General features: G+C 62.7%; 13 protein-coding genes. 5 read left to right on the forward strand and 8 right to left on the reverse strand.

The window, feature by feature from the left end:
- Positions 1-30 precede the first annotated feature (30 nt).
- The 4 genes from cbiB to V8J81_RS16305 form a co-directional block, all read right to left on the reverse strand.
- Entirely contained in the window at positions 31-939 is a 909-nt protein-coding gene (gene cbiB / locus V8J81_RS16290; protein ID WP_368476802.1) for an adenosylcobinamide-phosphate synthase CbiB, read from the reverse strand.
- Positions 936-1,880, reverse strand: a complete 945-nt coding sequence (locus tag V8J81_RS16295) for a threonine-phosphate decarboxylase (protein WP_368476803.1) — start codon at positions 1,878-1,880, stop codon at positions 936-938. Before V8J81_RS16295 ends, cbiB begins: the two co-directional genes overlap by 4 nt.
- Positions 1,881-1,901: 21 nt before the next feature.
- Positions 1,902-2,891 (reverse strand): glutathione S-transferase family protein, encoded by a 990-nt coding sequence (locus V8J81_RS16300; protein WP_368476804.1) that lies wholly within the window; start codon positions 2,889-2,891, stop codon positions 1,902-1,904.
- 86 nt (positions 2,892-2,977) lie between these two features.
- On the reverse strand, positions 2,978-3,517 hold the full coding sequence (locus V8J81_RS16305; RefSeq protein ID WP_368476805.1) for a CGNR zinc finger domain-containing protein: 540 nt from the start codon (positions 3,515-3,517) through the stop codon (positions 2,978-2,980).
- Positions 3,518-3,745: 228 nt separating this feature from the next.
- Between V8J81_RS16305 and V8J81_RS16310 the strand changes: the two genes are divergently transcribed.
- From V8J81_RS16310 to V8J81_RS16330, 5 genes are all read left to right on the forward strand, one after another.
- On the forward strand, positions 3,746-4,096 hold the full coding sequence (locus V8J81_RS16310) for a hypothetical protein (RefSeq protein ID WP_368476806.1): 351 nt from the start codon (positions 3,746-3,748) through the stop codon (positions 4,094-4,096).
- A 148-nt stretch (positions 4,097-4,244) separates the two neighbouring features.
- Entirely contained in the window at positions 4,245-5,246 is a 1,002-nt protein-coding gene (gene dgcN / locus V8J81_RS16315; protein ID WP_368476807.1) for an N-acetyltransferase DgcN, read from the forward strand.
- Positions 5,246-6,199: an N-acetyl-D-Glu racemase DgcA gene (dgcA, locus tag V8J81_RS16320; RefSeq protein ID WP_368476808.1), complete on the forward strand. Its 954-nt coding sequence runs from the start codon at positions 5,246-5,248 to the stop codon at positions 6,197-6,199. Before dgcN ends, dgcA begins: the two co-directional genes overlap by 1 nt.
- A 60-nt stretch (positions 6,200-6,259) precedes the next feature.
- Positions 6,260-7,072 (forward strand): CE1 family esterase, encoded by an 813-nt coding sequence (locus V8J81_RS16325; protein ID WP_368476809.1) that lies wholly within the window; start codon positions 6,260-6,262, stop codon positions 7,070-7,072.
- Positions 7,073-7,105: 33 nt separating this feature from the next.
- Positions 7,106-7,963, forward strand: a complete 858-nt coding sequence (locus V8J81_RS16330; RefSeq protein WP_368476810.1) for a D-amino-acid transaminase — start codon at positions 7,106-7,108, stop codon at positions 7,961-7,963.
- On the opposite strand, the gene V8J81_RS16335 is transcribed toward V8J81_RS16330, so the two are convergent.
- From V8J81_RS16335 to V8J81_RS16350, 4 genes are all read right to left on the reverse strand, one after another.
- Complete coding sequence (locus tag V8J81_RS16335) at positions 7,960-8,991, reverse strand: calcium-binding protein (protein WP_368476811.1); 1,032 nt, start codon at positions 8,989-8,991, stop codon at positions 7,960-7,962. The genes V8J81_RS16330 and V8J81_RS16335 overlap by 4 nt on opposite strands.
- A 141-nt stretch (positions 8,992-9,132) precedes the next feature.
- Positions 9,133-9,600, reverse strand: coding sequence for a VOC family protein (locus V8J81_RS16340; protein WP_368476812.1), 468 nt, complete (start codon positions 9,598-9,600; stop codon positions 9,133-9,135).
- A complete protein-coding gene (locus V8J81_RS16345) occupies positions 9,581-11,242 on the reverse strand; it encodes a calcium-binding protein (protein ID WP_368476813.1) in 1,662 nt (553 codons plus the stop codon). The genes V8J81_RS16340 and V8J81_RS16345 overlap by 20 nt, the downstream gene beginning before the upstream one ends.
- Positions 11,243-11,502: 260 nt before the next feature.
- Positions 11,503-13,191, reverse strand: coding sequence for a Y-family DNA polymerase (locus V8J81_RS16350; protein ID WP_368476814.1), 1,689 nt, complete (start codon positions 13,189-13,191; stop codon positions 11,503-11,505).
- Between the last annotated feature and the right edge of the window lie 33 nt (positions 13,192-13,224).

The raw sequence follows: 13,224 nt of genomic DNA on the forward strand, positions 1-13,224 counted from the left end.
TGTCTAGGAACGCTTGGGTTGGACGCGTTCTCAAAACAGCGCCACGACGCAAACGACCGCGAGCGTCACCGCCCACACCCGCCACAGCACGCCCACCGCTGCGGTGATGTCGCCGGGCGTGGCGTCTCGCGTGCCGGTTGCGTTCATCGGGGGGTCGTCGGTCATTTCTCCGCCGTACGCCCGTGGGCCGGAGAGCGACAGGCCAAGCGCGGCGGCCATAGCGGCTTCGGGCCAGCCTGCGTTGACGGAGCGGTGTTTGGGGCCGTCTTGGGTGGCGGTTTTGAGGGCACTGAGCTTGGTGGTCAGCGCGATCAGCAGCGCGGTGAGGCGGGCTGGGATGTAGTTCAGGACATCATCGAGGCGGGCGGAGGCCCATCCGAAATCTTCGTGGCGCTCGGTGCGATGGCCGATCATGGAGTCCGCTGTGTTGATGATCTTGTAGGCGAGGATGCCGGGCAGGCCCGCGATGAGGAACCAGAAGGCAGGCGCAATGACGCCGTCGGAGAGGTTCTCGGCGGCGGATTCAATCGCCGCGCGGGCGACGGCCGGTTCATCGAGTTGGTCGGGATCGCGGCCCACGATCATGGAGACGGCGTGACGGCCTTCGGAGAGGGAGATGCGGAGGGCGTCGGCAACGGCGGTGACGTGTTCGGTGAGAGAGCGTTGGGCGAGCAGGATCGCGGTGAGGAGGAGGGACCAGAGCCAACCGAGGGGGAGGCTTTGGATGAGCAAGCCGAGGGCGATGGCTAGGGCGGAGAGGGCGGAGACGGTTATAATTCCGGCGAGGCGGCGGGCATCGCCGCGGTTCAGGCTTTGGTCGAAGGCCTCGACGAGGCGGCCCATGAGCACGGCAGGATGAGGCGCGCGGGACCAGAGCCATTTGGGTTCACCCAGCAGGGCGTCGAGCGCCATGGCGGCGGCGAGGATGGCGGCGGTCATAGGGCCGCTTCGAGTTTGGCCCAATCGGCCTCGGACCCCGGCAGGCCGAAGCGGATCCAGGCCTCGGAATAGGGGAAGATGCGGGTGAGGATTTGGGCCTGGGCGAGGCGCTCGTGCATCTGTGGTGCGGTCTCGGGCAAGGCGTAGGTGCGGAAGAGGCCGGTGCCGCCGACCAGCTCAGCGCCTTTCGGCAGGATCAGGGCGTCGAGGCGTGCGGCGTCGCGGGACAGGCGGGCACGGGTGGCGTCGGCCCATGCAGTGTCGTTGAGGGCGCGGGTCGCGATGGTGAGGGCCGGGCCGGAGACGGGCCAGGGGCCGAGGGCATGGTTCATGCGTCTGATCAGCCGCGGCTGACCGATCAGGAAGCCGAGGCGCAGGCCCGCGAGGCCCCAGAACTTTCCGAAGCTTTTGACAACGACGACTTTAGGGCTGTGCGTGTTGCGGACATGGCTAACGGAGAGGTCATCGTCGGCGAAACTCTCGTCATAGATGGTGGTGCAATCCGAGCGGGTCGGATCACCGTTCATAAGACTGCCCGTCGGGTTGTTGGGGTGCACGAAAACGCGCAGGGGCGTGTTGAATTTGGTTACGGCCCGGTCGCCGAATGCGGCGGCCCATTCGTTGTAGGTGGGCTGCGCGATGGAGACCTCGCCGGACATCACATCGGGCAGGCGCGCGATGAGGGCGGAGGCGCCAGGGGCGGCGAGGATAGCGGCCTCCTCCGGGACGTTCCAGAAGCGGCGGGCGGCGTGCAGGAGGGCGTCCATGGCGCCTTCGTTGGGGAGGCGTTGCCACGCATCGGCGGGGATATCGCCCACTGGGTAGGGCACAGGATTGATCCCGGTAGAGAGGTCGAGCCATTGGTCACGGGACCCGCCATAGCGGGCCATGGCGGCGTCGAGGCCGCCACCGTGATCTCGTTTTTCGTCCGGGGCGCTCATGGCCCCGGTTGAAGCCTGAATTCAGGCGGCCCGCAAGCCCTCGCGGCCATGAGGCTCAAGCCAGTCGATCACCGGGTTGATCGGGATGATGCGGTGCGGGTTAATGCTCTCGTGGCTATAATGGTAGTGCCGCACGATGTGGTCGAAGTTGATGCAGTCGGCGATGCCGGGGCGTTGGTACAGTTCGCGCGTGTAGGCCCAGAGGTTGGGGTAATCCACGATCCGCGCGCGGTTGCACTTGAAGTGGAGGTTGTAGACCAGATCGAAGCGAATGAGTGTGGTGAAGAGGCGCCAGTCGGCTTCGGTGAGGCGGTCGCCGGTGAGGTAGCGGTTGGTGGCGAGGATACCTTCGAGCCAATCGAGCGCGTCGAAGAGGGTGTGGACGGCTTTGTCGTACGCCTCTTGCGTGGTGGCGAAGCCGGATTTGTAGACGCCGTTGTTCACGTCGGAATAGACGCGGGCGTTGATGGCGTCGATCTGGTCACGCAGGTCGGTGGGGTAGTAATCGTCGGTGTTGCCCGTGATGTCGTTGAAGGCCGTGTTGAACATGCGGATGATTTCGGAGGACTCATTGGAGACGATGGTCTCGCGTTGTTTGTCCCAAAGGATCGGCACCGTGACCCGGGTGGTCACGTCGGGCTGGGCCTTCACATAGAGGTCGCGGGCGAAGGGGAGGCCATAGAGCCTGTCACCGGTGGCCCCTTCGTAGCTGTCGTCGAAAGTCCAGCCGTCGCCGAGCATGTCGGGATGCACGACGGAGATGTCGATGTGATCCTCAAGCCCCTTCAGCGCGCGGAAGATCAGGGTGCGATTGGCCCAAGGGCAGGCGTGGGAAACGTAGAGGTGGTAGCGACCGGATTCGGCCTTGAAGCCACCCTCGCCCGTTGGGCCTGCACTGCCATCGGCGGTGATCCAGTTGCGAAACGACGCCTCTTGCCGCTTGAACGCGCCGCCAGATTTCTTGGTGTCATACCACTTGTCGTGCCATTCGCCGTCGATCAACAGGCCCATGGGAATGCTCCTTTAATGTGCTTGGAGGCGAGATAAACCGCCGCCTTCCGCACATAAACGCCCAGGAGCGCAGGGGCGGTTCCACATCAGCGCACAGAATCTCCTGCAGCGCGTTTGCGGGCGCGGAAGCTTTCGGCCTTGGATCGGTTGCCGCAGCGGGCCATGTCACACCACCGCCGCCCTTTGCCACGGCCCCGATCGATGAACAGACGGGTGCATCGATGGCATTCCGACAGGCGGGGGACGTCCTCGGACGTGAGCAGAGCGTAGGCCGAGAGCGCCAGCACATCCGTTTGCGTGCTGGATGGGCCAGGACCAAGGCGCAGTCCATCGGACGACAGTGAGAGATTGGCACGCGCGAGGGAGGCAGCTATGGCGGCACGAACGGCTGCGTCATAAGACGGATCAGGCGACTTGCCGGAGGCAATGGACGACAGAACGGCAAAGAGCGCCTCACGAAACGACAGAAGCTCAGCCAGCGGTACGGCCCGCGCCTGCGACAGCGCCGGGTCGCCCACCAGACGCAGCAATCCTGCCATGTCACGGAACGCATTTATGTCCCGCGTCTTGCCGTCATCCTCGATGGAATTCACGAATCTCAGGGCCGCGTTTTCGGCGTGATACATGGTATTTTTGCAACCCGCTCAAGTTGACTGACAGATAGCGCGCAATTCTTATATAAGTTCTCTGCGCTGCCGCATTTCCGCAATTTCCAACAGAATCGGGCGGATCAGCGCCCAAGTCCACCATCCATGCTGCAATGCCGCTAAATCGGCGGAGTTCCGTCATTGACCTGACATTAACCACAGCCAAGTTATTGATCGAACGGCCTTTATCCGACCCCTGAGGATGCAATGTCCGAATATCTGCCCAAGGAGCTGCGCGACCAACTGGCCGCTGCGCACCGCAAAACCAAGCGCAAACGCGCCACACGCTCTGTCCATATCGGGGATGAGGCGTTCGCAATCCTTGAGATGTCGGACAACGGCTTTGCCGTGGCCACGGATGAGGCCCCCCGCCTGCGCGGTCTGGTCGATATCTACGAAGGTCCGCGCCACCTGTACCAAGCCCTGATCGTCGCCTCGGCCGAGGCTGGAGATCTGATGCGGTACGACTTTAAGCGGAACACCGCAGCGGTACCGAATCCACCGGTGGATTTTGAGCAAGCGGCTAACCGCCCGGTTGGATTGCTGTCCAAAGCTTAAGCGAGATGCACGCTTTCCCCACATGATGGGGCATTGGCGCGATATTCTCCCACCTCTGGCCTTATCGCAGGCAGCCTTTCCGAAGTAATTGCGCCGGGTCGCACATATGGTGCGACTCGAAATAATTCGGCCCCGGGGATGCACAGCCATGATCGAAACACCGTACCTCCTGTTCTTGGGCGATGCGCCCGACCAGCTTGCCGCAAAGGTTGCCCAAGGCATCCGCGACTGGCGCCCTGAAAATGTCATCGGTCAGTTCCGCATGGATGGCTGTGGCGCGGATGTGAAAGTGGCGGATATGGATTTGGCCGCAGCTAAGGCCTCCGGCGCGAAGACGCTTGTGGTGGGCGTTGCCAACCGGGGTGGCGTGATCTCAAGCGCGTGGAAGCGCGTTCTGATCGAGGCGCTGAGCGAGGGGTTCGACCTTGCCTCGGGCCTGCACAACTTGCTGCGGGATGAGCCTGATCTGGTGGCCGTTGCCAAGGATTATGGCCGCGAGCTGCACGATGTTCGTATCCCATCGGTGGATTACCCGATTGCAAACGGCATCAAACGGTCTGGCAAGCGTTGCTTGGCTGTGGGCACCGACTGTTCGGCAGGCAAGATGTACACGGCGCTGGCGATGGACAAAGAGATGAAGGCGCGTGGGCTGAAATCCTCGTTCCGGGCCACGGGTCAGACGGGCATTCTGGTGACCGGAGATGGTGTGCCGCTCGACGCCGTGATTGCGGACTTCATGGCTGGTGCAGTGGAGTGGCTGACGCCTGACAATGATGACGACCACTGGGACATGATCGAGGGTCAGGGCAGCCTGTTCCATGTCTCCTATTCCGGGGTGACCATGGCGCTGATCCATGGCGGGCAGCCTGACGCGCTGATCCTGTCGCACGAGCCGACCCGCAAGCATATGCGCGGCCTGCCAACCTATGAATTGCCCTCGCTTGAGGCGCTGCGGGACACGGCACTGCCGCTCGCGCGGATCGCCAACCCGAAGGCGGAGGTTGTGGGGATTTCGGTCAACACGGCGGCTTTGGGCGAGGATGAAGCGTTCTCGTACTTGGAAGGCGTGGAGAAGCGGATGGGCCTGCCCACCTGCGATCCGTTCCGCCAGGGCGCGGTCAAGTTGTGTGACGCGCTGGAAGCCATGTAATGTTCAAGATCACGCGCGACGCCTTCAAACTGGCAGAAGTGTTCACGATCTCTCGCGGGTCGCGGACCGAGGCGCAGGTGCTGACGTTCGAGATTGATCAAGGGGCAAGTGGCAAGGGGCGCGGCGAATGCGTGCCCTATGCGCGGTATGGCGAGACGCTGGAGAGCGTTGAGGCGCAGATTCAGGGTTACATCGACAATGGTGACAGTAAGGCCATGCCTGCGGGCGCGGCGCGGAATGCTGTGGATTGCGCGATCATCGATGCGGAGTGCAAGGCGACCGGCATGCGCGCGTGGGACTTGCTGGGGGAGCCTGCGCCGGGGCCGGTGGTGAGTGCTTATACGCTGTCACTGGATGAGCCGGATAAGATGCGCGCGGCGGCGGCGAAGCATTCCGCGCGGCCCTTGCTGAAGATCAAGCTTGGCAGCGCCGGTGATATGGCGCGGCTTGAAGCGGTGCGCTCGGGTGCGCCCAAGACGCCGATCATCATCGACGCGAATGAGGGTTGGACGGCGGAGGTCTACACCGACCTCGCCCCGCATCTGGTGCGCTTAGGCGTGCAGATGGTGGAACAGCCCCTGCCTGCCGGTCAGGACGACATGCTCGCCGAGATCGAACGCCCCCTGCCCGTCTGCGCCGACGAGTCCTGCCATGACCGCGCGTCGCTGCCCGATCTGAAGGGCAAGTACGACATGGTGAACATCAAGCTCGACAAGACCGGCGGCCTGACCGAGGCCTTGGCCCTGCGGGATGCCGCGCGGGCCGAAGGCTATAAGGTGATGGTCGGTTGCATGGTGGGCAGCAGCCTCGCCATGGCACCTGCGATGATCGTGGCGCAGGGGGCGGAGATCGTGGATCTGGATGGGCCGCTGTTGCTGGCCGAGGACAGGGTGCCGCCGCTGCGCTTTGACGGGTCCACGGTCTATCCGCCGGATGCCGAATTGTGGGGATGATCACTTGGGTGTGATGTGCATCCCGCCGCGCTATCTTCCACCCTTGAAGCACATGCTTTGATGGAGTTCCCGATGCGCCTGATCCTTGCCGCTGTCCTTAGCCTTTTCGCCGCCCCCGCCCTTGCCTGCGGCCCGGATACCGATTGCACCGTTCTGGGCGACCGCACTTACCGCTATTATATGCCTGAGGGCGTTGAAGGGCCGGTTGGCGCGTTCTTCCACGCCCATGGCTATCGCGGCAGCGCTAATGGCGCGATGCGGAACCAGAGCCTGCGTGCGATGGCGGATCGTCTGGGGATGGCGTTCATTGCGATGAATGCGGATGCGGACGATTGGAACCTCGCCCACAGGCCCCGCAATCCGGGCCAGGCGGAAGCTGCGGAATATGACTACGTCAATGCGGTGATCGAGGATGTGGCCGGGCGGATCGATCTGGACCGCGAGCGGCTGATCGCCACGGGCTTCAGCGCGGGCGGCATGATGACCTGGACGCTCGCCTGCGGGATGGGCGGTGACACGTTCCTTGGGTTTGTGCCCTACGCAGGCACTTTCTGGGCGCCGGTCCCCGAAAGCTGCCCCGCCCCGCCCGCACATATCATCCACATCCATGGCACCGAGGATCGGACGGTGCCGTTGGAGGGACGCCCTATCGGCCAGACCCGTCAGGGCGACGTGATGCAGGCCATTGAGATGTATGGCCGCCATATGCAGGTGTTGCAGCCCGTGCCTTTGGAGTTTCCGTTTGGGACGCAATGTGCGGCAGGCTTCAACCTCGATGCCATTGGCCTGACCATATGCATGTTCGAGGGCGGGCACAGCTATTCGACCGAGCGCGTCGAATGGGCAATTGAACAGATCCTGAGCACGCTCTAGACGAGCAACAGACCCATTTAAGGAGCTACCGGAATGACCCGCACCGTATACGTCAATGGCCAATACCTGCCCGAGCATGAGGCGACCGTTTCGATCTTCGATCGGGGCTTCCTGTTCGCGGATGGCGTGTATGAGGTGACGAGTGTTCTGGACGGCAAACTGATCGACTTTGACGGCCATGCGAAGCGGTTGCAGCGGTCCCTCGATGAGTTGGAGATGAAAAACCCGACGACCGAAGACGAGTTGCTGGAAATCCACCGGGAGCTGGTGCGGGCGAACGGGATCGAAGAGGGGCTGATTTACCTACAGGTCACACGCGGCGCGGCGGATCGGGATTTCGCATATCCGTCTGACGACACCGAGCCGACCATTGTTCTGTTCACCCAAGCGAAGACCGGCCTCGCAGACAATCCGATGGCCAAGACCGGCATGAAAGTGATCTCCATCGAGGATCAGCGCTGGGGTCGGCGCGACATCAAGACGGTGCAGTTGCTCTACCCGTCGATGGGCAAGATGGCCGCCAAGGCTGCGGGTGCGCATGATGCGTGGATGGTCGAGGACGGCGTCGTGACTGAAGGTACGTCGAACAACGCCTATATCGTGAAGGGCAACACCATCGTCACCCGGCATCTGGGCAATGAGATCCTGCACGGGATCACCCGCGCCGCCGTTTTGCGGATGGCGAAGGAAGCGCAGATGAAGGTGGAGGAACGGCCCTTCACGATGGACGAAGCCAAGGCGGCGGATGAAGCGTTCATCACCTCAGCCTCAACGTTCGTGATGCCAGTGGTGGAGATCGACGGCGAAGCGGTCGGCACCGGTCAGCCGGGCAATGTGACCGCCCGGCTGCGTGAGATTTATTTGGACGAGATGCGCAAAGCGGCGATCTAAGCCGCTCTCACTGTAAGCTGACCCGCGATCAGGCCCGGATCGGTCAAGCCATCGAGGCGGACGATCAAGGTCTGCGCCCCGTCCGGGGTGTTCAGGATCAGATCGACGCCGCTGCCATCGGCGCGGTCTTCGGCGGTCACACTTGTGTCGCCCATGGCGATCAGGTCGGCAGGCAGGTCGACGAAGATATCCACGGCCTCTGTCGTGCGGTTGAAGTCCGTAATGGTCACGGCATCGCCCTGACCATTGGTGTAGATGACGAATTGATCGTCGCCCGCACCGCCGGTCAGCTGGTCGCCATCATCGCCACGCAGGAAGTCACTGCCATCGCCTCCATCGAGCGTGCTGGCCACACCGGGATCCGAATAGAGCGGCTCAGCCACGGCATCGAGAAGGTCATTGCCTGCGCCACCGCTCAGCGTATTGTTCCCACCATCGACTGCGAAAAGCGCATCATTGCCGTCGCCGCCTGACAGTTCATCATTGCCCTGATTGCCGAACAGAAGGTCATCGCCCGTGCCACCGGATAGCGTGTCATCGCCATCGCCGCCGACCAGAGTGTCATTGCCCTGATTGCCAGTGATCAGATCCCCTCCATCAAAGCCGTCGAGAAGGTCGTCGCCCCGGCTGCCGCGCAGCTGGTCATTGCCTTCCCCGCCAAAGATCGAGTCCGATCCGAAGCCGCCATTGATCGTATCATCGCCTGCTTCCCCGTTCAGGGTGTCGGCACTCTGGTTGCCATCAATCCGGTCATCCCCGGCGCCTGCGAAGACGAGATCATCGCCGGAACCTGCGGTCACGACATCATCGCCGCTGGAACCGGTCACCGTATCGTCCCCTTCCCCGCTCATGATGTTTGACGGTTCGACCGCGTCCAGCAGGTCGCCGTTTTCGGTGCCTTCAACCTCGGCCAGAGGTTCACTTTCGGGCCCGGGAACGGCCGTGCCTTCATCGCCGTCATCCCCGTCTCCGTCCAGAAATGCGAAGCCCAGACCCAGAAGAAGAAGCGGCAGCAGAATGATTTCCATGATGAGGGACCCCGTGTTTCAAAGCAGCAGACCGCCCCTAGTGTTCAGCCGTGGTGTCAGATGTAAACCTTTGATTTTGGTTAATTTTTCTGAAAATTGAGAACGCATTGTTTCGCGTGAAAAAACGCGCGCAACCTGTATTCAGGTATCCAGAATATCGGCGTGAAATGCGACGAGTTCGACCGTGTTGCCCTCAGGATCTTCGGTGAAGACGCCGCGCCAGCCGACCCAGCCGAAATACTCCACCCGATAGGTGAAGCCGTTGGCGTCATACCAGGCCATTACGGCGTCTTGCTCGGCATAAGGCAGGCTGAGCGCGATGTGATGCAGAGAGGATCGGGCACCGGTTTCGGGCGCGTTTGATCCGGTCGGGTGCAGGCCAGGGCGGGCCGCATAGCCTTTGTCGAAGAGCGCGAGGATTTGTGTGTGCCCGCCGAAACCTTCACTGATACGAAAGAAGACAATGCCATCTACGGCACTGCCTTCCATCCGTTCCAATCCGAGGATGTCCTCGTAGAAAGATGCCATCCGCCCGACATCGTCGCAGCGGATGGCAATTTCACCTAAGGCGCGTGGCCTGAAGCCCCGTTTATGGGATTGCGAAGGCAACGTTCACCACGGGGTTCTGGGCCGTCGTGATGCCCGCAAGCTTCACGTAGACCTCGCCATCAATCACAACCTCAACGCCGGAGGCATCAGCAGCATCCTGCAAGGTGAAGGCCAGCGAGGACGCGGCGGTTTCGTCAAAGATCGAGATGTTTACCTCTTCCGTGGCGACTTCGAAATCAGCGATTTCGGTCACAAGGACTTCGCCGGTGGGCTCAGCCCCGGGATCAACGACATAGGTACGGTTGACGCGGAACTCATCCACTCCATCGCCGCCGGTCAGCATGCTATTGCCGTCACCGACGATCAGCGTGTCATCGCCATCGCCGCCCAACAGCACATCCTCAAGCACTTCAGTCGCGCCGACATTGGGGCCGCCTAGGTCGATCAAACGGTCATTGCCTGCGCCACCGATCAGATCATCCTGACCGGCACCGCCGTCGAGCGTATCATCGCCCTCACCGCCGTCGAGGACATCCTTGCCACCATTGCCGTTCAGAACGTCATTGCCGCCAAGGCCGTTGATGGTGTCATTGTCATCATCGCCGTTGAAGGTGTTGGGGTTGTCGTTGAGGGTGCGGAACTCTTCCAAGCCGACAGGCGTGCCCATGTTGGAGGTCACAACGTCGATCTTGAGCTCGTCACTCTCAGTCACACCGGCCAGTGTGGCGAAGGTTTCACCATTCACTGCAACCGCAAGGCCGTCAGCGGTATCGGCAGTCGTGACTTCCAGTTCGAAATCGTCGGCCGCCGGATCGCCGAACTCAGCCAGATCAACGGCCAAAGTCAGGCGGTCATCGGCAGGGTTGTAGTCCTGAATGGCCGCAGGCATCAGAGCGGAATCGCCCGTGCCGGTGTTAATGACGAATTCATCCTTGCCAGCACCACCGAAGAGGACATCGCCCAGATCACCAATCACCTGGTCCGAGCCATAGCCGCCGTTCAGCGTCTGGCCGCCATCTCCATCTTCGGAGCCGGATGCATCCAGCGTGTCGGACCCGGCAAAGCCGCGCAGGGTGCTGGCGCCATCATTGTCGAAGACAACGTCGTTGCCTCCACCGCCAACCAGATCATCGTCGCCGGCATCGCCAAGCACCGTGTCATCGCCAGCGCCGCCACGGACATTGTCATCGCCGAAGCCACCGGCCACGAGGTCGTCGCCGCCTGCGCCATCAATCGTGTCTTTGCCAAGACCACCCAGCAGCGTGTCATTGCCATCGCCGCCATTCATGTCGTCGTTACCGGCACCGCCATTGACGGACATCGCGCCTGCACCGGCATTCACGGTATCATCACCGTCACCCAAAACAGCAGAGCCTGGGCCGGTGCCGCCATTGACGACATCATCGCCACGACCCGCGAAGACCGTGCTGTTGCCTTCGCCAAGGTCGATGCTGTCATTCCCGTCACCCAGGAAGATGCGGTAATCATCGGGGCCCGCAACGGTGACGGTGTCGTCACCCGCAAAGGCGAGGATGTCATCCTCGGCCCGGCCATCAACGGTTAGCTCATCATCACCCGGCGTGCCGTTAGGTCCGGTCGGACCGGGGTTGAACAGGCCACCCCCGTTATCATCATCGTCATCCCCGCCCAGCAGGAAAGCGAGGCCAAGGCCAATCAGAAGAAGTGGCAGAACGGTCAACATCGTGTCATCCCCTCACGCCGCGCATATTTGGGACCGCAGGCGCATTTTTTGTTTAATCACATGTGGGGTGGTTCGGTGGAGTTCGTGTCGCCAGTGGCAGCTGGCACACCGGTCACCCTCGGTATGTCCTTAGTGTTCACTTTGATTCAAACTTTGGGAAGACTCTTTTTCGCCATGTTTTTGGCTATTTTTCAATCAGGTAAGATACATTAACTATGATTAAGCGTGGTTGTTTCCGTAGCGTTACCAATCGCCACAATTCAGCAAAAATCACCATGGGCGAACCAACCCGCCGAATTGAGCCCGCCATGGGCATAATAAAGCCATAGCCGCGCGCCGTCTTCCGTGACCACCCGCCAGTAATCACGCACGCCCGAACGCCAGTCCGGATCATCCAGCCACCATTCGGGTGCAATACGCTCAGGACCGGTTGCGCTGAGGGTCTGAAACACGCGCCCGCGCCAACGGAAACTGGGGGGAATGTCAGGCGTATCCGGGGCGCTCACAGGCTCGGGCCGGAAAAGCGTCAGGGGCCGGGGACGGGCCGGTTTGGGCCAGGTGCCGGGGGCCTCAGCCGTGGACCATGCAGCGGCCAGCGGGACATCGGTTTTCTCAGGCACATGGCTGTCGGCGGGGCGCGCGCGGCGGATCGCCTCCAGCCCCACACGCGCCCCGAGACGGGCGATCAGGTCGGCCATCTCATCACTTTCACCGCGCGCCTTGGCGGCTTCCTCAGCCGCGATCAGGCCGCCCTTGTGGGTGGCGGTGTGCAGCGGTTCCGTCACATGGGCAACAAGGCGTAACTGGTCGATGCCAAAGCCTGCATCCACCTCATCCAGTTTCATCGCAAAAAGCGGACGCAGCTTGTCGGGGCGGTCGGCGGGGCGGGCGAGGCCCACCTCGACGATCTGACGCGTACTGTCGACACGGGACAGCTCCAGCCGTGCCCGCCGCGCGCCGCGTGCCTTGGCCCGCAGCTTGTCGCACAGCACCGGCAACATACGGTCGAGGCCTGCAAGGATATCCTCCTCTAACCCAATCGGGTCAGGCAGGCTGAGGCGGACGGCGAAATGCAGGGGCGCGGCGGCAGGTGAGATCGGCTCAGGCTCCACCCCCAATGCCTGATCCAGCCGCCAGGTCAGCCCGCGCCCGAAACGGCGGCTTAGGCTGGCGCGGGGCAGGCCAAGCACATCATCGATGCGGCGCAGACCCAGCCGGGCGAGACCGGCCGTGATCTCCGCATCCACACGCAGGGCAGCGATGGGCAGCGCCCCGATAGCCTGCCGCGTGCCACCACGCGGGGCGATGCGCGCCACCCCGCCACGGGCCACCTTGGCCTGCGGGGCAGCACCACCCTTCACCCAATGCCGCTTACTGGCGCGGGAGCGGGTCGCACGCGCCTCCTGATCTATCGCATCGCCATTGCGGCCCTCGGCCAGCCCACCCCCGCCCGCATAGCGCGCCAGGGCCCAGGCCGCCCCGGCCGTATCAGCAATACCCGCACAGACGCTCAGGCCCAGATCGGCGCAATCCTCATGCACCTGGGCAAAGAGCTGATCCTCCCCCCCGAACAGATGCGCGCAGCCTGTCAGGTCGATCATCAACCCCTCCGGCGCTTCCTCGGACACCCAGGGGCTGAACTTGCCCGCCCACCGGCGCAGCGCGGCCAATTGTGCTGCCTCGCGCGCAGGATCGGCGGGGCGCGTGATGATGTCAGGGCACATGACCATCGCCTCACTCAGCGCCTGCCCGCGTGACAGGCCCTGACGCTCGGCGAAGGCCGTGGTGGAGGCGAGCTGGCGGAGATTGCCAATCTCCGCGACCGTCACGAGCGCCACCTCCGCCAGCCCCGGCTCGGCCCGCAACACACGCTCCGCGCCCAGGCGTGGGAACCAGAGCGACAGGATCCGGCGCTGCGGATCGCGGGATTTGGCAGGGCGTGTGGACATCAGGCAGCAGTTTGTTCACATTTTGTTCTCAAA

The organism is Gymnodinialimonas sp. 202GB13-11 (assembly GCF_040932485.1).
Classification (GTDB): domain Bacteria; phylum Pseudomonadota; class Alphaproteobacteria; order Rhodobacterales; family Rhodobacteraceae; genus Gymnodinialimonas; species Gymnodinialimonas hymeniacidonis.